The sequence below is a fragment of the Stenotrophomonas maltophilia group sp. msm1 genome, assembly GCF_032025805.1.
GTDB lineage: Bacteria > Pseudomonadota > Gammaproteobacteria > Xanthomonadales > Xanthomonadaceae > Stenotrophomonas > Stenotrophomonas hibiscicola.
In genome coordinates this window covers 89,010-107,032 of sequence record NZ_JAVSKH010000001.1, presented here as the reverse complement: position 1 = coordinate 107,032, position 18,023 = coordinate 89,010, and the positions used below count along the sequence as shown (strand labels likewise).

The following is an 18,023-nucleotide window of genomic DNA, read 5'->3' as shown; positions in this document are numbered from 1 at the left end:
TCTGTTCCCGGGGAGGGGGCGTATCGGAAGAGCACACTTTTTTGACTTCAGTGACCTGCACCAGGAAACAAGAATGAACGTCCGCGAACTCCTGCAATCCAAGAAAGAAGCTGTCATCACCATCGATGCCGAAGACACCATCGGTGCCGCCGCCCACAAGATGAGCGCGAACAGGATCGCTGCGCTGGTGGTGATGAAGGACGATGCCCCGGTCGGCATCATCTCCGAGAAGGACATCGTGCGCACCCTGGCCGACGATGGCCCGCAGGCCGGCCGCCGGGTGATTTCCAGCCTGCCGTCCACGGGCCTGGAGGGCATTACGCCGGACGCCACGCTGAAGCAGGCCATGTCGCTGATGACATACTCGCGTCGCCGTCACCTGATGGTGACCGACGGCAACCAGCTGGTCGGCATCCTCAGCCTGGGCGATATCGTGAAGAACCTGCTGGGCGAGCTGGAACTGGAAAAGGCCGTGCTGCAGGACATCTACATGGCCGCCCACTGAGGGCTGCAGCGCTGGAAACAGAGAAGCCGGGCATTGCCCGGCTTCTTCGTTCACGGCGTCGGTGAAGTCAGAACGTCACCTTCACCGAGTCGGCACTGTAGTTCGCCGGGCCGTGGTAGACCACTTCGATGTTGTTGCCATCGGGGTCGAGCACGAAGGCGCCGTAGTAGCCCGGGTGGTAGGGGCGCTCGCCCGGTGCGCCGTTGTCTGTGCCACCGGCGGCGATGGCAGCGGTGTGGAAGGCATCGACCGTGGCGCTGTCGCGGGCCTGGAAGGCTAGATGATGGCGGCCGGTCAGCTGGCCGGCGGCGGCACGGCTGCTGGCGCTGGAAATGAACAGCTCGTCGGCCCAGAAGAAGTCCGGCCCTTCGCCGCCGAGTGGGATGCCGATCGTATCGAACACTGCCTGGTAGAAGCGGCGGCTGGCGGCCAGGTCGCGCACCACCAGCTGGATGTGGTCGATCAGGCGGCCACGGTGCAGTTCCATCGTTTCCATACGAACCTCTTCAAAAAGGGGACGGAGTCGGTAGCGCCGGGCCGTGCCCGGCGAGCGCGCAGCGCGGCCTGCTCAAGGCCGCCGGGCATGGCCCGGCGCTACCGGAATTGTGCCCCTTTCCGGGTCAGACGTTGGCGATGATCTCGACCCAGTAGCCGTCCGGGTCCTTGATGAAGGCCAGGTTCTTCATGCGACCGTCGGTCAGCCGCTTCTGGAAGGTTACCCCGAGGTCCTCGAAGCGCTGGCAGGCCGCCTCGATGTCCGGCACCGACACGCAGATGTGGCCGAAGCCGCGCGGGTCGCTGTTGCCGTCGTGGTAGACCGCGCGGTCCTGGGTTTCGGTGCCGTGGTTGTGGGTCAGTTCCAGCACGCCCGGCAGGCCGGCCATCCACACGCGGCGCTGGCTGTCGTCTTCCGGTACCACCACGCCGGCCGGGAGGTAGGCCAGGAAGTACAGGCTGAACTGGGCCTCCGGGAAGTCGCGCTTGTCGATCAGCTGGTAGCCGAGCACGCGGGTGTAGAAGTCCAGCGAGGCGGTGATGTCCTTCACACGCAGCATGGTGTGGTTGAACACGAAGCCGGTGGTTTCGGCCGGGGCCTGGGCGGCGACGCCGGGGACATCGCGCAGGGCGGGAATGGTCATGGGGGAGGTCCTTCAGACAGGGCCGTTGCCGGCCGGATGGGGGCATTCTACCGGCCAGCACCTGACGGTACCGCGACGTACAATGGCCGGATCGCACTGTTCCGTCCTGACAACGATTGCCCGCCATGTCGCAGCGTGAATGGGTGGCCGCCGCCATCCGCAAGATTGAAGCCGATTTCAACCGCTCCGCCGATACCCACCTGATCCCGCTGGCGCTGCCCGGGTTCGAGGGCATCGATGTGTACCTGAAGGATGAGTCGAGCCATCCCACCGGCAGCCTCAAGCACCGGCTGGCGCGCTCGCTGTTCCTGTATGCGCTGGCCAATGGCTGGCTGCGCGAAGGGCGACCGGTGATCGAAGCGTCCAGCGGCTCGACGGCGGTGTCCGAAGCCTATTTCGCGCGCCTGCTCGGCCTGCCGTTCATTGCAGTGATCCCGGCCACCACCTCGCCTGAAAAGATCGCCGCGATCGAGTTCCAAGGCGGCCGCTGCCACCTGGTCGAACGCGCCTGCGACCTCAACTGTGATTCGGAAAAGCTGGCCCGTGAAACCGGTGGCCACTTCATGGACCAGTTCACCTACGCTGAGCGCGCGACCGACTGGCGTGCCAACAACAACATCGCCGAGTCCATCTTCAAGCAGATGGCCGAAGAGCCCAGCCCGGTTCCGGAATGGATCGTGTGCAGCCCCGGCACCGGCGGCACCGCCGCCACCCTGGGCCGCTATGTCAGCTACCGCCGCCACGACACCCGCATCCTGTGCGCGGACCCGGAAGTGTCGGTGTTCTTCGACGGCTACCGGGCCGCCGTGGCCGGTGAACAGGACTGGCGCGACCTGACCTGCAGTGGTGGTTCGCGCGTGGAAGGCATCGGCCGGCCAAGGGTGGAGCCGAGCTTCATCCCGACCAGCGTCGATGCGATGGTCAAGGTACCCGACGCGCTGAGCCTGGCTGCGATGCGCCATGTCAGCCGCCAGCTCGGCCGACGCGTCGGTGGCTCCACCGGCACCAACTTCATCGGCGTGCTCCAGGCGGCGCAGTGGATGCGCGAGGCGGGCCACCAGGGCAGCATCGTCAGCATCCTGTGCGACAGCGGCGAGCGTTATGCGCAGAGCTACTACGATCCGGCGTGGTACGCGCGCCAGGGCATTGATGTCGACGGCGCCGACGCACAGCTGGCCGCTGCGGTGGCCGGGCAGGGACTGCCCGAATTGCCGTGGTGCAGCCTGGAAGCGTTGTAGGACGGCCGACGTTGTCGCCGGGCCATGTCGGCGTCCGCGACGGTGTCTCAGTAACCCGCTGCGGTGAAGGCGTCGAGCACCGCGTCGCGCAGTGCATCGGGCAAGGCCTCGATGTCCATCGCGCGGTCATCCAGGTGCAGGGTGGGATCCAGGATGCTGGCGCGGCCCTGGGCCAATGCCTGCAACCACAGCAGCACGCAGATCACGAACTCGCGCTCATGGCCCAGCTGCAGCTGGCTGGCGCCGCGCTCGACCACTTCGAACGGGTACCACTCCTGGCTTTCATTGAACGTGCCGCCCTGCTGCAGCACCGCCTGCAACTGCTGCAGGTGGCGCGGGGCGTCGTCGCCGGCATCGCACAGCGCGGCGATCCAGGCCAGTTCGGCCGCGCTGGCAGACAGTGCCAGCGACCGCGCCGGTGAGGCGGATGCAACTGCAGCCAGACCTTCCATGTGGGGCCTCGTTCGGTACGTGCCGCTGCGGACTCCCCCGCATCCAGAGCTTCGGGGGGCGCGCGTAAGGCCGATGTGAATGCCGTGCCCCCTTGTCAGCCGCGCCCGGCAGCGCCATATCTGGAGGGCTGCCCGGGTGCCGGGCCCGTATCCTGGAGATCTGCCGTGACCGTTGCCAACCCCCTGCTCGATTTTTCCGGCCTGCCGCGCTTCGAGGCGATCCGCCCCGAGCACGTCGCGCCGGCGCTGGATGTGCTGCTGGCCGAGGCCGAAGCCGCCGTCAGCGCGGCCGAGCAGGTGCAGCCGGTGCGTTGGGAGACCTTCGTCACCCCGTTGGACGACGCGACCGAGCGACTGTGGCGCGCCTGGGGCCTGGTCGGCCACCTGCAGGGCGTGGTCAACACCCCGGAACTGCGCGAGGCCTACAACAGCAACCTGCCGCGGGTGACCCGCTTCGCCAGTGCGCTGGGGCAGAACCTGGCGCTGTATCGGCAGTACCAGGCGCTGGCCGCCAGCCCGGAGGCGGCGCATTTCGATGAAGCCCAGCGCAAGGTGCTGGACAACACCCTGCGCGACTTCCGCCTGGGCGGCGCCGAGCTGGCGCCCGAGGCCCAGCAGCGTTTTGCTGCGATCAAGGAAGAACTGTCGGCGCTGTCGGCGAAATTCTCGCAGAACGTGCTCGACGCTACCGATGCCTGGTCGCTGATCATCGAAGACGAAGCGCGGCTGAAGGGCCTGCCGGAAGACGTGAAGGCCACCGCGCATGCCGCAGCACGAAAGGACGGCAAGGCTGGCTGGAAACTGACCCTGCAGATGCCGTGCTACCTGCCAGTGCAGACCTGGGGCGAGGACCGCGACCTGCGCGAGATCCTGTACCGCGCCAGCGCCCAGCGTGCGTCCGAATTCGGCGATGACGCACTGGACAACAGCGGCAACATCGACCGCATCCTGGCCCTGCGCGCCGAACTGGCTGCGTTGCTCGGCTTCGATTCGTACGGCCATTACTCGGTGGCGACCAAGATGGCGCAGGACCCGGCCGAAGTGCTCGGTTTCCTGCGTGACCTGGCCTCGCGCGCCAAACCGTTCGCGGCCAAGGACCGTGCCGAGCTGGAGCAGTTCGCGCGCGAGCAACTGGGTATCGAGCAGCTGCAGGCCTGGGACCTGGCGTTCGCCGCCGATCGCCTGAAGCAGGCGCGTTACAGCTATTCCGAGCAGGAGGTGAAGCAGTATTTCACCGAGCCGAAGGTGCTGGACGGCCTGTTCTCGGTGATCGAGCAGCTGTATGGCCTGCATGTGCAGGAGGACAGCGCGCCGGTCTGGCACGAAGACGTGCGCTTCTTCCGCCTGGTCGATGCGCAGGGCGCGCTGGTCGGCCAGTTCTACCTGGACCTGTACGCACGCGAGGGCAAGCGAGGCGGGGCGTGGATGGATGATTGCCGCAACCGTCGCGTGCGCGCCGACGGCAGCGTGCAGACGCCGCTGGTCTACCTGGTGTGCAACTTCGGCCGGGGTGCCAACGGCAAACCGGCCACCTTCAGCCACAACGAAGTGACCACGCTGTTCCATGAGATGGGCCACGGACTGCACCAGCTGCTGACCCGCATCGGCGAACTGGGCGTGGCCGGCATCAACGGCGTGGAATGGGATGCGGTTGAGCTGCCCAGCCAGTTCATGGAGAACTTCTGCTGGGAATGGGACCACCTGCAGGCGATGACCGCGCACGTGGACAGCGGCGAGCCGCTGCCGCGCGCGCTGTACGAGCGCATGCTGGCCGCGCGCAACTTCCACAGCGGCATGGCCACCGTCCGCCAGCTGGAGTTCGGCCTGTTCGACATGCTGCTGCACAGCCAGTTCGAACCAGCGCAGGACAGCGTGCTGGCACTGTTGGACCGCGTGCGCGCGGAAGTGGCGGTGAACCACCCGCCGGCCTGGAACCGCTTCCCGCACCAGTTCAGCCACATCTTTGCGGGCGGTTACGCCGCGGGTTACTACAGCTACAAGTGGGCCGAGGTACTCAGCGCCGACGCCTATGCCGCGTTCGAGGAGGCGCCGCAGGCACTGGCTGAAACCGGTGCACGCTTCCGTGATGAGATCCTGTCGCGCGGTGGCAGCCGCCCGGCGGCGGACAACTTCAAGGCCTTCCGCGGCCGTGCTCCGCAGATCGATGCGCTGCTTCGCCACTCGGGCATGGCGTAATCCATGGTGGTGGGTGCCAACCTTGGTTGGCACTTCACCGCCATCCACGCATGGCGTGGATCTACCGGAATGCCGGCCAGCGGCCGGCACTACCGGTGGCGGGTCATTCGGCGTAGATCATCTTCCGGGTCATGCCGCCGTCGACGATGAAATCCTGGCCGGTGCTGAAGCCGGACAGCGACGACAGCAGGTATACCGCGAGCGCGCCGATGTCCTCGGGGTGGCCGACCCGGCCGACCGGATGCTGTGCGTGGTCGATGGCCGAGTACTCCGGCTCGTGTCGCCGTGAGGGTGCCTGCCACTCGCTGGTGCCGATCCAGCCCGGGCTGATGCTGTTCACCCGCACCGCCGGGCCGGCGCTGATCGCCAGCGCATGGGTGAAGGCCACCAGGCCACCCTTGGCCGCCGCATAGGCCTCGCTGTGCGCTTCGGATTGCCAGGCGCGGGTCGAGGCGATGTTGATGATGGCGCCGGCGGCGCTGGCTGTCAGCGCCGGCAACGCGTGCTTGCTGCACAGGAAAGCGCCGTGCAGCGACGACAGGCGGCGCTGCCATTCATCCCAGTCCATGTCCTGCAGCCGCGAGCCGTGCGCACCGGCGATGCCCGCGTTGTTGACCAGCCCGTCGATGCGACCAAAACGCTGCAGGGCCGTGGCAATGAAGTCGCGCACACTGGCTTCGTCGGTAATGTCCAGGTGCTGGAATGCGGCGTCCTCACCGCGTTGCCACTCGCGCAGGCAGGCCTGGCCGGCTTCCACGTCCAGGTCGCCGATCAACACGCGGCCACCTGCACCGAGCACGCACTGGGCGATGCCACGGCCGATGCCGTTGGCGCCGCCGGTGACCAGCACCACCTTGCCCGACAGCGGCGCGGCCGGCCAAGCGGCAATCGGCGGCACCGTGCTCACGACAGGTCTTCGCCACGCAGGCGGCGATGCCAGCCGTCCACGCCGATACGGTCCAAGGTCTGGATGTTGCGCTCGACGATCACGTCCGGATCAGGGAACGCGTCCACCGCGCGCGCCACGCTGTCTTCGCGCAGCAGGTGCAGGGTGGGGAAGGGCGCACGGTTGGTATAGTTGCTGGCATCGCCCGGCGCCACGCCTTCGAACTGGTAGTCCGGATGGAAGCTGGCCACCTGCAGGATGCCCTGCAGGTCCAGCGCCTCGATCGCCGCATCGGCGTTGTCGAGGAAGTCGTTGTAGTCGAGGAAATCGGTCAGCACCTGCGGATGCACGATCAGCGTGGTATCGATCTGCTCGGCCGGCGTATCGCGCAGCAGGACCAGTTCCTCGGCCAGCTGCTCAACCAGGGCTTCCGTCGTGGTCGCATCGCTGAGCACGATGCGGACCTGGTCCTTCACATACACCGCCTTGGCGAACGGGCACAGGTTCAGGCCGATGACGATGCGTTCCAGCCACAGGCGGGTGGCGGCGATCGGGTCCTCGGTGGGCAGTTGGGCGTCGGTCATGGCGGGCACGTCGGCTGGCGGGGCGGACATTGTAGGCGCGTCGCTTGCAACGCGCCGTCGTACCGCAGGTGCCGGCGCCGGGCCATGCCCGGCGGCCAGATCAATCGCGGAAATTGTTGAACTGCAGCGGCAGCTCGAACTTGCCGGCCTTGAGCACGGCGATGGCGTCCTGCAGGTCATCGCGCTTCTTGCCCTGCACGCGCAGCTTGTCGCCATTGATCTGGCTTTCAACCTTCAGCTTGGCCTCCTTCAGCGCAGCGGCGATCTTCTTGGCGACCTTCTGCTCGATGCCCTGCTTGACGGTGATTTTCTGCCGGGCCTGGGCCAGGTTGGTCTCGATGTCGCCGAATTCGAGGCTGAGCACATCGATGCCGCGCGCGGCCAGGCGTGCACGCAGGATGTCGTTCATCTGCTTGAGCTGGAACTCGGTCGGCGCGAACTGGTTGATCACATCGCCATCGCGCTCGAACTTGGCATCCACGCCCTTGAAATCGAAGCGGGTGGCCAGTTCGCGGTTGGCCTGGTCGATGGCGTTGGTCAGTTCGTGGGTGTCGACTTCGGACACGACGTCGAAGGAAGGCATGGCGATGCTCCGCAGGATTCAGTGGCAGCCATTCTATCGCGAGGGCCCTATGCCCGCCCTTTGTAGCGCCGAGCCCACGTTCGGCTGCTTTGTGAAGAGCAGCCGAGCGTGGGCTCGGCTCTACAGAAAGCGACGACCGGGCGATAATGGGCCATGAACGTGCAACGCTCCCCTTCGCGCGCAGTGGCCTGGATGGTCGCTGCGGTCGCCTGCTTCTCGCTGATGGACGCCGGCATGAAGCAGCTGTCGGCCAGCTACCCCACCCTGGAAGTGACCTTCCTGCGCGGCGCGGCCTCGTTGCCGTTCGTGCTGGTCTGGGTGCTGGCCAGCGCCGGGCCGCGTTCACTGGTGCCGCGCCGCTGGGGGCTGCACCTGCTGCGTGGTGCGCTGGGCATGGCGATGATCGGCTGCTTCGTGTTCGCCCTGCGCGACCTGCCGCTGTCCACTGCCTACACCATCTATTTCGTCGCCCCGCTGCTGATCGCTGCGCTGTCGGTGCCGCTGCTGGGCGAACGGGTCGGGCCGCGGCGCTGGGTAGCCATCGGCATCGGCCTGGTCGGCGTGCTGGTCGTGCTGCGGCCGGGCGTGGACGGCTTCATTTCGGTGCCTGGGCTGATGGTGCTGGCCGCGGCCACCGCCTATGCCGTAGCCGCGATCACGGTCAGCCTGCTGACCCGCACCGATACCTCGCAGTCGATGGTGGTCTGGTTCCTGGTGATCATGGCCATCGGTGCCGGCCTGCTGGCCCTACCCGGCTGGGTGCCACTGCAACTGGCACATGCGCCGCTGATCGGCGGCATGGGCCTGGCCGGAGCGCTGGGCCAGATCGCCCTGACCAGGGCCTTCCAGCTGGGCGAGGCCTCGATGATCGCGCCGCTGGAGTACAGCGGGCTGGTCTGGGTGATCGGCTGGGACCTGGCGTTCTGGGGCCAGCTGCCCGATGGCTATACCTGGGTGGGGGCGGCGATCATCGTTGCGTCCGGCCTGTACCTGCTGCATCGCGAGCGGGTGAACCGGCAGGAGCCGCCGAAGCCGTTGGACCACCCCTGAGCCGGGGTAGGGCCGGCCGGCGGCCGGCAACCCCTCGCGCCGGAGGGACCGCTGCAGGTGCCGGCCAGCGGCCGGCGCTACCGTGGGCAGCGGCTTAGAACCAAAAGGAATAACATTCTGGCCCATGGCGCGGGCGCGCGACCGCCTGCGCTGGTAGGCTGCACGCCCCCTTCCGTCACCCAGCCGGTGAGCCACGCCCGTGATCGAGTTCCAGCGCCTGCACAAATCCTATGCCGTTGCCGGCCGCGCAGTGAGCGCGCTGCAGCCGCTGGACCTGACCATCGAGGCCGGTGAGGTATTCGGCATCATCGGCCATTCCGGCGCCGGCAAGTCGACGCTGATCCGCATGATCAACCGCCTGGAAGAACCCAGTGGTGGGCGTCTGCTGATCGGTGGCGAGGATGTCACCGCACTGGACGCGGACGGCCTGCGCGCGCTGCGCCGGCGCATCGGCATGATCTTCCAGCACTTCAACCTGCTGTCTTCGCGCACGGTGGCCGGCAACGTCGCCTTCCCGCTGGAGCTGGCCGGCACGCCGAAGGCGGAGATCGACGCACGCGTGGTCGAGCTGCTGCAGACCGTTGGCCTGGAAGCGCATGCGCAGAAGTATCCGGCGCAGCTGTCCGGTGGCCAGAAGCAGCGCGTCGGCATTGCCCGCGCACTTGCAACGCGTCCGCAGATCCTGTTGTGCGACGAGGCCACCAGTGCGCTCGATCCGCAGACCACGGCATCGGTGCTGTCGCTGCTGTCGAAGATCAATCGCGAGCTGGGCCTGACCATCGTGCTGATCACCCACGAGATGGACGTGATCCGCCGCGTCTGCGACCGCGTCGCCGTGCTCGACGCCGGCCAGATGGTCGAGACCGGGCCGGTCACCCGGGTGTTCCTGCATCCACAGCATCCGACCACGCGCCGTTTCGTCAGCGAATCGGAGCACATGGACGAAGGTGCGCTGCATCGCGATTTCGATGCCGTCGGTGGCCGCATCGTGCGGCTGACGTTCCTCGGTGGCGACACCTATGAACCCCTGCTCGGCAGCGTGGCGCGGCAGACCGGGGTCGACTACAACATCCTGTCCGGCCGTATCGACCGGATCAAGGACACCCCGTATGGCCAGCTGGTCGTCGCCCTGGTGGGCGGTGACCAGTCCGCCGCGCAGGCCGCATTCGTGGCCGCCGGCGTGCACGTTGAGGAACTGCGTCGATGATCATCGCTACTGCCGGCGGCTTCTTCCGCCACCTGGATGCGGACAAGTGGGTGGATATCGGCAAGGCCACCCTCGAGACGCTGCTGATGATGGCCGGCTCGCTGCCGCTTACCCTGGCCATCGGCCTGCCGATGGGCGTGCTGCTGTACGTGTTCGGCGCGCCGCAGATGAAACGCCGGCCACTGGTCTATGGCGCGCTGGCGATCGTGGTGAACCTGCTGCGTTCGGTACCCTTCATCATCCTGATGGTGGTGTTGATCCCGGTGTCGCTGTGGTTGATGGGCCAGTCGATCGGCGTGCTCGGCACGTTGCCGGCGCTGGTCATCGGTGCGGCGCCGTTCTACGCGCGCCTGGTGGAAACCGCGCTGCGCGAAGTGGACCGCGGCGTGGTCGAGGCCGCGCAGTCGATGGGTGCCACCACCTGGCAACTGGTCACCCGGGTGCTGCTTCCCGAGGCGCGGCCGGGCCTGATTGCCGCCGCCACGGTCACTACCGTTGCTCTGGTTGGCTTCACTGCCATGGGCGGCGCGATCGGTTCCGGCGGCCTGGGCGACCTGGCGCTGCGCGAAGGCTACCAGCGCAACCGCACCGACGTGGCCCTGGTTACCGTGGTGGTGCTGCTGATCCTGGTGCAGCTGCTGCAGATGCTCGGCGACCGCCTGGTCGCGCACTACACCCGCAAGTAGCCCGCCTCAGATAGTGCCGGCCGCTGGCCGGCAACGATGCGCTGCTCCAGGTGTGCCGGAGCTGCCGGCCAGCGGCCGGCACTACATCTGCGCCCGGCGCTCTCTCAACGCACGTTGGGTACTTCGTAACCCAGCTTGCCGACCTGCTCCGGGCGCTGTGGCACACGCTTGAGCTTGTCGGTGTTCACCCCGTATTCGTCACGCAGGCGCTCGGCCAGTTCCTTGTAGAGGCCCTTGTCCATGTCCGGTGTGCGCGAGAAGATCCAGGCCATCTCGCGGCCCGGGTAGCCGATCAGTGCCCAGGAATAATCCGGTGCTACTTCCAGCACCCGTGAATGGGTGGGCACCACGCGATAGAACCAGGTGCGCCAGCCGTGATTGCCGCTGTCCGGGTCGACACTGGCGCGTGCGCGGATCTCCTGCAGGGGTTCGCCGAAGCCATCACGATAGCGGTAGGTGATGCCGACCTTGTGCGCGTCGCGCAGTTCGTACTCGTTGACGCTGGCCACATGGCCGCGCTCGACGAAGTTCGGCACGCGGCCAATCACGTACCAGGTACCCATGAAGCGCTTCAGGTCGATCGGCGCATCCGGGTCGGCGACGCGTGGGGCGCTGGCACGGGGCGATGGCGGCTCGCTGGCGGCCACGGCGGGGCCCGCCAGGGACAGGGCCAAGAGCATGGCGCAGAGCGGGCGGATCGAAGTCATGCGGGAGCGGGCTCAGGAGGGCTTTGCGTGAGCATGGTCGACTGAGCGTGCGCGATCCGTCAATGGTGTCGCAGCCTTTGAGAAGGGCATTGACCAAGCTGTGTTGCACTGTCTACCGGAGAAGCCCCATGAACGCACGTTCCGTCCGTCGCCCTGCAGCTGAACGCGTCAGCCTTGAACGTGCCGACCCGCGCCTGCTGCGCAGCGTGCGGCAGTTGGCCCTGGCCGGTGTGGCACTGGTCCTGGTCTGGCCGGCCGCGCGTGGTAGCAGCGCGTGGCTGGGCTGGTTGCCGATGTGGCTGGTGGGCATGCCGCTGGTGGCCTGGTGGGCGCTGCTGCGCTTCCCGTTGCCTCGCCTGTCGTGGCTGCGGCGGGCGCGTCACACCGGTGGACAGGCGGACCGACGCGGTGGCGGTGCGGCCCGCCGCCGTCGCGGCGCCACCGCCGCGGCCTGACCTTCGACACGGGGGCGACAGCGGTGATCCATGCTAGCGTTCCAAGGCTTATGACTGCCTGGAGCTGCAATGTCACGATTCGCTTCCGCCTGCCTGTTGGCTGGCATGATGACCGCTGCCTCGGTGGGGACCGCCGTGGCCGCTGAAGACACCGACCGTTACGCCTGGCTCGAAGACGTAACCGGCGACAAGCCGCTGGCCTGGGTCAAGGAACAGAACGCCAAGTCCGAGGCGCGCCTTGCGCAGACCCCGGCATTCAAGCAGATGGAAGCCAGCATCCGCGAGGTGCTCGACTCCGATGCCAAGATTCCCGCCGTGCAGAAGATCGGCGACTACTACTACAACTTCTGGAAGGACCAGCAGCACGAGCGTGGCCTGTGGCGACGCACCACCCTGGCCGAATACCGCAAGGCCTCGCCGCAGTGGGAAACCGTGCTCGACCTGGATGCACTGAACAAGGCCGAGGGTGAGAACTGGGTCTGGCACGGCGCCGATTGCCTGCGCCCGGACTACAGCCGTTGCCTGATCGCGTTGTCGCGCGGCGGCGCCGATGCCGACGTCACCCGCGAATTCGACCTGGCCAACAAGACCTGGATCAAGGATGGCTTCTTCCGTCCGGAGTCGAAGGGCGGCCTCAACTGGATCGACCGCGATACCGTGTTCGTCTACACCGACTTCGGTGCCGGCTCGATGACCACCTCCGGCTACCCGCGCGTGGCCAAGCTGTGGAAGCGTGGCACTCCGATGGCCTCGGCCACGACGGTGTACGAAGGCAAGCCGGAAGACATGTACATCGCGGCGACGCACGATGACACTCCGGGCTTCGAACGCAACCTGGTCAGCCGCACGCTCGCCTTCTACAACAACGAGATCTACCTGCGCGGTGACGATGGCACGCTGACCAAGATCGACGCGCCGAATTCGGCCGAGAAGGGCCTGCACAAGCAATGGCTGACCCTGGAGCTGCGTGATCCGTGGACTGTCGGGGGCAAGACCTATGCGTCCGGTTCGTTGCTGGCCACCAAGCTGGATGACTTCCTGGCCGGCAAGCGCGAGTTCGACGTGCTGTTCACCCCGACCGCGACCACCTCGCTGGCCAGCGCCACCTGGACCAGGAACCATCTGGTGCTGAACGTGCTGGACGACGTCAAGAACCGCCTGTCGGTGCTGACGCCGGGCGCCAATGGCTGGCAGACCAGCCGCTTCGTTGGTGCACCGGCTTTCGGCACGCTGGGCGTGGCTGCGGTCGACAGCAATGACAGCGACGCGGTGTGGCTGACGGCCACCGACTATCTGACCCCGACCACGCTGGCGCTGGCCGAGATCGGCCAGGCCCCGGAAACGCTGAAGACCATGCCGGCCTTCTTCGATGCCAAGGGCAAGGTGATCGAGCAGCACTTCGCCACCAGCAAGGATGGCACCCGCGTGCCGTACTTCGTTGTGCACGATCGGGCGATGAAGCTGGACGGTTCCAATCCGACCCTGCTGTACGGCTACGGTGGCTTCGAGATCTCGCTGACCCCGAGCTATTCCGGTGGCATGGGCCGCGCCTGGCTGGAAAAGGGCGGCGTGTACGTGGTCGCCAACATCCGTGGCGGTGGCGAGTATGGGCCGCGCTGGCACCAGGCGGCACTGAAGCAGAACCGCCACAAGGCCTATGAAGACATGGCCGCGGTGGCGCGCGATCTGGTCAAGCGCAAGATCACCAGCGCCAGGCACCTGGGCGTGCAGGGCGGCAGCAATGGTGGCCTGCTGACCGGCAACATGCTGACCCAGTACCCGGAGCTGTTCGGTGCGGTGGTGGTGCAGGTGCCGCTGCTGGACATGAAGCGCTACAACCACCTGCTGGCAGGCGCATCGTGGATGGCCGAGTACGGCAACCCGGATACCAGCGACTGGGAGTTCATCAAGACCTTCTCGCCGTACCACCTGTTCGATGCGAAGAAGAAGTACCCGCCGGTGCTGTTCACCACCTCCACCCGCGATGACCGCGTGCATCCGGGCCATGCCCGCAAGATGGCGGCGAAGATGATCGACGCCGGCAAGGACGTGACCTACTACGAGAACATCGAAGGTGGCCACGGCGGTGCAGCCAACAACGCGCAGGCCGCACACATGTCGGCGCTGGCCTACAGCTTCCTGTGGGAACGCCTCGGCGGTAAGTGACGGAATGAAAAACGCCGCCTTCGGGCGGCGTTTTTCGTTGGGTCCGCGTATCCACGTGGCGTGGAGCCAGTAGATCCACGCCATGCGTGGATGCTGTTCGCGCAGGGCGATCAGGTGCCCCAGCTCTTCAACCCACGCGCGATCCGCTCCACCGCCTCCTGCAATCGCGGCACTTCCTGGGTATAGGCCAGGCGCACGTGCTGGTTGGCACGATGGAAGCCGAAATCCAGCCCGGGCGTGAATGCCACATGCTCGGTTTCCAGGAAGTGGGCGCAGAACGCCTGCGCATCGTCGGTGAACGCGCTGACGTCTGCGTACAGGTAGAACGCGCCCTGCGGCTCGACCTCGATACGGAAGCCCAGCTCACGCAGTGCGGGCAGCAGGAAGTCGCGACGCTGGCGGAACGCTTCGCGGCGCTGTTCGAAGATCGCCATCGATTCCTCGCTGAAACAGGCGAGGGCGGCATGCTGGGCGATGCTCGAGGCGCTGATGTACAGGTTCTGCGCCAGCTTCTCCAGGTCCGGTACCGCGGCCGGCGGTGCCACCAGCCAGCCCAGCCGCCAGCCGGTCATGCCGAAATACTTGGAGAAGCTGTTCAGCACGAACGCGCTGTCATCCACCTGCAGCACGCTGGGCGCATCCAGGCCATAGGTGAGGCCGTGGTAGATCTCGTCCACCACCAGGTGGCCGCCCCGCGCGTGCAGGGCCTGCGACAGTGCGGCCAGATCGTCGGCGGAAAGCACGGTGCCGGTCGGGTTGGCCGGTGAGGCGACCAGCGCGCCGACGCTGTCGGCATTCCAGTGCCGTTCCACCAGTGACGGGGTCAGCTGGTAGGCGGTCTCCGGCCCGACCGGTACCAGTTGCGCACCGCCTTCCACCAGGCGCAGGAAGTGGCGGTTGCACGGATAGCCGGGGTCCGCCAGCAGCCAGTGGCGGCCGGGATCGACCAGCAGGCTGCTGGCCAGCAGCAGCGCACCGGACCCACCCGGTGTGACCAGGATGCGTTCAGGGTCGATATCCAGCCCGTAATGGCTGCGATAGAAGCCGCTGATGGCCTCACGCAGAGCCGGCAGGCCACGTGCGGCGGTGTAGCGGGTATGACCGGCGGCCAATGCGGCCTGGCCGGCGCGCACGACAGGTTCGGCGGTGGTGAAGTCCGGTTCGCCGATTTCCAGGTGGATCACATCGTGGCCGGCCTGCTCCAGCGCCTGTGCGCGGGCCAGCAGGGACATCACGTGGAATGGAGCGATTTCATGGCTGCGCCGGCTGTAGCCCGGCGTGTGGGGCAGGGTGCTCATGTGCCCATGGTACGCCGCGCGTCTGGGTCATGCGTTGTGGTAGTGCCGGCCGCCGGCCGGCATTCCGACCGTCTCCGGGTTCGTGAGGTTGCTGGCCAGCGGCCGGCACTCCCCATGACGATCCGCAGGGTTGCCCGCAGCCCTCCTGCAACCCAGACTCGGGCACAAGGACGCCATTGCATTGCAGTTCAAGGAACCCCACTACATGAAATCCACTCTCTGCCTGTTGCTCGCCAGCCTGATGACCACTACTGCCACCGCCGCCACTCCGCCTGTTCCGCCGGATGCCGCCAAGCATCCGCATGTGGTCAAGGCGCCGTTCGGCGCGACCCGCAACGATGACTATTACTGGCTGCGCGACGACAAGCGCGAGAACAAGGACATGCTGGCCTACCTGCAGGCCGAGAATGCCTACGCGGACCAGGTGCTGGCGCCGCTCAAGCCGCTCGAAGACACCCTGTACAAGGAGATCGTCGGCCGCATCAAGCAGGATGATTCCAGCGTGCCGGCGCGTGAGCGCGGCTATTGGTACTACAGCCGCTTCGAGACCGGCCAGGACTATCCGATCCACGCGCGCCGCAAGGGCAGCATGGAGGCCGCCGAGGAGATCCTGCTGGACGTCAACGCCATGGCCGCCGGCAAGGGCTATTTCAGCGTCGGCTCGATGGAAGTGAGCCAGGACAACCAGCTGCTGGCCTGGGCCGAGGATGATGTGGGCCGCCGCCAGTACACGATCCGCTTCAAGGATCTGGCCACCGGCAAGGTGCTGCCCGATGTGATCACCGGCAGCTCCGGCGACCTGGTCTGGGCCGACGACAACCGCACCGTGCTGTATGTCGAGAACGATCCGGAAACGCTGCTGACCGTGCGCGTGAAGAAGCACGTGCTGGGCACTCCAGCCAGCGCCGACACCGTCGTCTACGAAGAGAAGGACGACAGCTTCTACATGGGCATCGGCCGCACCCGCGATGATCGCTTCATCACCATCGGCGTGCACAGCACCGTGTCCTCGGAAGAGCGCTACGCACCGGCCGGCGACCCGACCACGTTCACCGTGCTGGCCCCTCGCCAGCGTGACGTCGAGTACGATGCCGACCACTACGACGGCCGCTGGGTGATCCGCACCAACGACGGCGCGAAGAACTTCAAGCTGGTCACTGCGCCGACCGATGCCACTTCGCGTGCGCAATGGAAGGACTGGATCGCGCACGACGATGCGGTGTTCATCGAAGGCTTCGAACTGTTCGATGGCTACACCGCCATCGCCGAACGCTCCGAGGGCCTGGAACGCATCCGCCTGCTGTTCAAGGATGGCCGCAGCGACTACGTGAAGGCTGATGAGCCAGCGTACTCGATGGGCCTGGGCGACAACACCGAGGCCGATACGCCCTGGCTGCGCTACGTATACACCTCGATGACCACCCCGACCACGGTGTTCGAGCTGAACACCGCCACCGGCGAACGCCGCCAGCTGAAGGTGCAGCCGGTGATCGGCTATGACGCGTCGAAGTACGAAACCGACCGCGTCTGGATCACCGCACGTGATGGCGTGAAGGTGCCGGTGTCGCTGGTCTACCGCAAGGGCTACCAGAAGGACGGCAAGGGCGCGCTGTTCCAGTACGCCTATGGCAGCTATGGCATGTCGATGGATCCGTACTTCAACCAGACCGCGGTGAGCCTGCTCGACCGCGGCGTGGTCTATGCCATCGCCCACATCCGCGGCGGCCAGGAAATGGGCCGCGACTGGTACGAGAACGGCAAGCTGCTGCACAAGCAGAACACCTTCAACGACTTCATCGACGTCACCCGCGGCCTGGTCGCACAGGGCTGGGCGGCGAAGGATCGCGTCGCTGCGTCCGGTGGCAGCGCCGGTGGCCTGCTGATGGGCGCGGTGGCCAACCAGGCCCCGCAGGATTACCGGGTGATGGTGGCGCAGGTCCCGTTCGTCGACGTGGTCACCACCATGCTCGACCCGACCATTCCGCTGACCACCAATGAGTACGACGAGTGGGGCAACCCGGAACAGAAGCAGTATTACGACTACATGCTGTCCTACTCGCCCTACGACAACGTGAAGCGGCAGGCGTACCCGGCGCTGTTCGTGGGTACCGGCCTGTGGGATTCGCAGGTGCAGTACTGGGAGCCGGCCAAGTGGGTGGCCAAGCTGCGTGACGACAACACCGGCCACTACCCGATCCTGTTCCGCACCAACATGGAAGCCGGCCACGGCGGCAAGTCGGGGCGCTTCCAGCGCTACCGCGAGCTGTCCGAGTCGTACGCGTTCGTGCTGCAGCAGCTGGGCATCGCCCAGCCGTGATCGCGACAGGGTGCCGGGCGCTGCCTGGCACCCTGAACCGGTATCCTTGCGGCCATGAGCGCGCCAGATCCTTCCGCCCCTCGCGATGCCGCCACGCCTCCGCGCGTGGTGCGTTTCCGCTGGGCGTGGTGGCTGCTGGCCTATGTCAGCCTCGGCACCGGCATCGTCGGCATCTTCGTGCCGGGCCTGCCGACCACCGTATTCATCCTGATTTCGGCCTGGGCCGCCTCGCGTGGCTCCGAGCGCCTGCACAACTGGCTGCTGCAGCATCCACGCTTCGGCCCGGCCATCGCCAACTGGCAGGCACACGGGGCGGTCAGCCGCTACGGCAAGTGGATGGCCACGATCACCATGGCGGTATGCGCCGCCATCATGCTGTGGTGCGTACCGATTGCCTGGGTGAAGTGGTTCTCGATCGGCAGCATGACCGTGGTGGCGATCTGGCTGTGGACGCGGCCGCTGCCGCCAAAGCAATGATTGCCCGCCGGGCATGGCCCGGCGCTACCTGCGGCGCCCGGTTACGGTAGCGCCGGGCCATGCCCGGCGGATGCGTG

The 18,023-nt window shown here is 66.7% G+C and carries 18 protein-coding genes; 10 read left to right on the top strand and 8 right to left on the bottom strand.

Annotated elements, in window-relative coordinates; genetic code table 11:
* The first annotated feature begins 73 nt into the window (after positions 1-73).
* The gene (locus tag ROV95_RS00470) at positions 74-505 is read left to right on the top strand and encodes a CBS domain-containing protein (RefSeq protein ID WP_134735353.1); all 432 of its coding nucleotides are present in this window, start codon (positions 74-76) and stop codon (positions 503-505) included.
* A gap of 67 nt (positions 506-572) precedes the next feature.
* On the opposite strand, the gene ROV95_RS00465 is transcribed toward ROV95_RS00470, so the two are convergent.
* Entirely contained in the window at positions 573-1,001 is a 429-nt protein-coding gene (locus ROV95_RS00465) for a VOC family protein (protein WP_019660719.1), read from the bottom strand.
* 124 nt (positions 1,002-1,125) lie between these two features.
* Positions 1,126-1,644, bottom strand: coding sequence for a lactoylglutathione lyase (gene gloA, locus ROV95_RS00460; protein ID WP_312542174.1), 519 nt, complete (start codon positions 1,642-1,644; stop codon positions 1,126-1,128).
* A gap of 125 nt (positions 1,645-1,769) precedes the next feature.
* Between gloA and ROV95_RS00455 the strand changes: the two genes are divergently transcribed.
* Positions 1,770-2,882, top strand: coding sequence for a PLP-dependent cysteine synthase family protein (locus ROV95_RS00455; protein ID WP_019660717.1), 1,113 nt, complete (start codon positions 1,770-1,772; stop codon positions 2,880-2,882).
* 47 nt (positions 2,883-2,929) lie between these two features.
* On the opposite strand, the gene ROV95_RS00450 is transcribed toward ROV95_RS00455, so the two are convergent.
* Positions 2,930-3,334, bottom strand: coding sequence for a hypothetical protein (locus ROV95_RS00450; protein WP_005419475.1), 405 nt, complete (start codon positions 3,332-3,334; stop codon positions 2,930-2,932).
* Between the two features lie 165 nt (positions 3,335-3,499).
* Here ROV95_RS00450 and ROV95_RS00445 point away from each other — a divergent pair, with 165 nt between their 5' ends.
* Complete coding sequence (locus tag ROV95_RS00445) at positions 3,500-5,530, top strand: M3 family metallopeptidase (protein WP_312542172.1); 2,031 nt, start codon at positions 3,500-3,502, stop codon at positions 5,528-5,530.
* Positions 5,531-5,633: 103 nt separating this feature from the next.
* Here ROV95_RS00445 and ROV95_RS00440 read toward each other — a convergent pair whose 3' ends face one another.
* The 3 genes from ROV95_RS00440 to ROV95_RS00430 all read right to left on the bottom strand — a co-directional run bounded on the left by ROV95_RS00440 (position 5,634) and on the right by ROV95_RS00430 (position 7,583).
* Positions 5,634-6,437, bottom strand: coding sequence for an SDR family oxidoreductase (locus tag ROV95_RS00440; protein WP_019660715.1), 804 nt, complete (start codon positions 6,435-6,437; stop codon positions 5,634-5,636).
* A complete protein-coding gene (locus tag ROV95_RS00435) occupies positions 6,434-7,000 on the bottom strand; it encodes a DUF1415 domain-containing protein (protein WP_026347096.1) in 567 nt (188 codons plus the stop codon). The genes ROV95_RS00440 and ROV95_RS00435 overlap by 4 nt, the downstream gene beginning before the upstream one ends.
* A 100-nt stretch (positions 7,001-7,100) precedes the next feature.
* Positions 7,101-7,583 (bottom strand): YajQ family cyclic di-GMP-binding protein, encoded by a 483-nt coding sequence (locus tag ROV95_RS00430; protein WP_049411069.1) that lies wholly within the window; start codon positions 7,581-7,583, stop codon positions 7,101-7,103.
* A 153-nt stretch (positions 7,584-7,736) separates the two neighbouring features.
* On the opposite strand from ROV95_RS00430, the gene ROV95_RS00425 reads away from it, so the two are divergent.
* From ROV95_RS00425 to ROV95_RS00415, 3 genes are all read left to right on the top strand, one after another.
* A complete protein-coding gene (locus ROV95_RS00425; RefSeq protein WP_019660712.1) occupies positions 7,737-8,633 on the top strand; it encodes a DMT family transporter in 897 nt (298 codons plus the stop codon).
* A 199-nt stretch (positions 8,634-8,832) separates the two neighbouring features.
* Entirely contained in the window at positions 8,833-9,840 is a 1,008-nt protein-coding gene (locus ROV95_RS00420) for a methionine ABC transporter ATP-binding protein (RefSeq protein WP_021203891.1), read from the top strand.
* On the top strand, positions 9,837-10,526 hold the full coding sequence (locus tag ROV95_RS00415) for a methionine ABC transporter permease (RefSeq protein WP_019660710.1): 690 nt from the start codon (positions 9,837-9,839) through the stop codon (positions 10,524-10,526). The genes ROV95_RS00420 and ROV95_RS00415 overlap by 4 nt, the downstream gene beginning before the upstream one ends.
* A 104-nt stretch (positions 10,527-10,630) precedes the next feature.
* Here the strand turns inward: ROV95_RS00415 and ROV95_RS00410 are convergent, their stop codons facing one another.
* On the bottom strand, positions 10,631-11,233 hold the full coding sequence (locus ROV95_RS00410; RefSeq protein ID WP_019660709.1) for a lipocalin family protein: 603 nt from the start codon (positions 11,231-11,233) through the stop codon (positions 10,631-10,633).
* Positions 11,234-11,361: 128 nt separating this feature from the next.
* On the opposite strand from ROV95_RS00410, the gene ROV95_RS00405 reads away from it, so the two are divergent.
* Positions 11,362-11,688 (top strand): hypothetical protein, encoded by a 327-nt coding sequence (locus tag ROV95_RS00405; RefSeq protein WP_021203893.1) that lies wholly within the window; start codon positions 11,362-11,364, stop codon positions 11,686-11,688.
* 69 nt (positions 11,689-11,757) lie between these two features.
* Positions 11,758-13,854, top strand: coding sequence for a prolyl oligopeptidase family serine peptidase (locus ROV95_RS00400; protein ID WP_021203894.1), 2,097 nt, complete (start codon positions 11,758-11,760; stop codon positions 13,852-13,854).
* A gap of 110 nt (positions 13,855-13,964) precedes the next feature.
* On the opposite strand, the gene ROV95_RS00395 is transcribed toward ROV95_RS00400, so the two are convergent.
* Positions 13,965-15,152 (bottom strand): pyridoxal phosphate-dependent aminotransferase, encoded by a 1,188-nt coding sequence (locus ROV95_RS00395; protein WP_312542166.1) that lies wholly within the window; start codon positions 15,150-15,152, stop codon positions 13,965-13,967.
* Positions 15,153-15,357: 205 nt separating this feature from the next.
* Between ROV95_RS00395 and ROV95_RS00390 the strand changes: the two genes are divergently transcribed.
* Both ROV95_RS00390 and ROV95_RS00385 read left to right on the top strand, forming a co-directional pair.
* Complete coding sequence (locus tag ROV95_RS00390) at positions 15,358-17,469, top strand: S9 family peptidase (protein ID WP_171952609.1); 2,112 nt, start codon at positions 15,358-15,360, stop codon at positions 17,467-17,469.
* A 54-nt stretch (positions 17,470-17,523) separates the two neighbouring features.
* A complete protein-coding gene (locus tag ROV95_RS00385; RefSeq protein ID WP_021203896.1) occupies positions 17,524-17,946 on the top strand; it encodes a YbaN family protein in 423 nt (140 codons plus the stop codon).
* The last annotated feature ends 77 nt before the right edge of the window (positions 17,947-18,023 follow it).

Coding starts and splice junctions, on each gene's coding strand:
- ROV95_RS00470 (WP_134735353.1), top strand. CDS start 74: ATGAACGTCCGCGAACTCCTGCAATCCAAGAAAGAAGCTGTCATCACC.
- ROV95_RS00465 (WP_019660719.1), bottom strand. CDS start 1,001: ATGGAAACGATGGAACTGCACCGTGGCCGCCTGATCGACCACATCCAG.
- gloA (WP_312542174.1), bottom strand. CDS start 1,644: ATGACCATTCCCGCCCTGCGCGATGTCCCCGGCGTCGCCGCCCAGGCC.
- ROV95_RS00455 (WP_019660717.1), top strand. CDS start 1,770: ATGTCGCAGCGTGAATGGGTGGCCGCCGCCATCCGCAAGATTGAAGCC.
- ROV95_RS00450 (WP_005419475.1), bottom strand. CDS start 3,334: ATGGAAGGTCTGGCTGCAGTTGCATCCGCCTCACCGGCGCGGTCGCTG.
- ROV95_RS00435 (WP_026347096.1), bottom strand. CDS start 7,000: ATGACCGACGCCCAACTGCCCACCGAGGACCCGATCGCCGCCACCCGC.
- ROV95_RS00430 (WP_049411069.1), bottom strand. CDS start 7,583: ATGCCTTCCTTCGACGTCGTGTCCGAAGTCGACACCCACGAACTGACC.
- ROV95_RS00425 (WP_019660712.1), top strand. CDS start 7,737: ATGAACGTGCAACGCTCCCCTTCGCGCGCAGTGGCCTGGATGGTCGCT.
- ROV95_RS00415 (WP_019660710.1), top strand. CDS start 9,837: ATGATCATCGCTACTGCCGGCGGCTTCTTCCGCCACCTGGATGCGGAC.
- ROV95_RS00410 (WP_019660709.1), bottom strand. CDS start 11,233: ATGACTTCGATCCGCCCGCTCTGCGCCATGCTCTTGGCCCTGTCCCTG.
- ROV95_RS00405 (WP_021203893.1), top strand. CDS start 11,362: ATGAACGCACGTTCCGTCCGTCGCCCTGCAGCTGAACGCGTCAGCCTT.
- ROV95_RS00400 (WP_021203894.1), top strand. CDS start 11,758: ATGTCACGATTCGCTTCCGCCTGCCTGTTGGCTGGCATGATGACCGCT.
- ROV95_RS00395 (WP_312542166.1), bottom strand. CDS start 15,152: ATGAGCACCCTGCCCCACACGCCGGGCTACAGCCGGCGCAGCCATGAA.
- ROV95_RS00390 (WP_171952609.1), top strand. CDS start 15,358: ATGAAATCCACTCTCTGCCTGTTGCTCGCCAGCCTGATGACCACTACT.
- ROV95_RS00385 (WP_021203896.1), top strand. CDS start 17,524: ATGAGCGCGCCAGATCCTTCCGCCCCTCGCGATGCCGCCACGCCTCCG.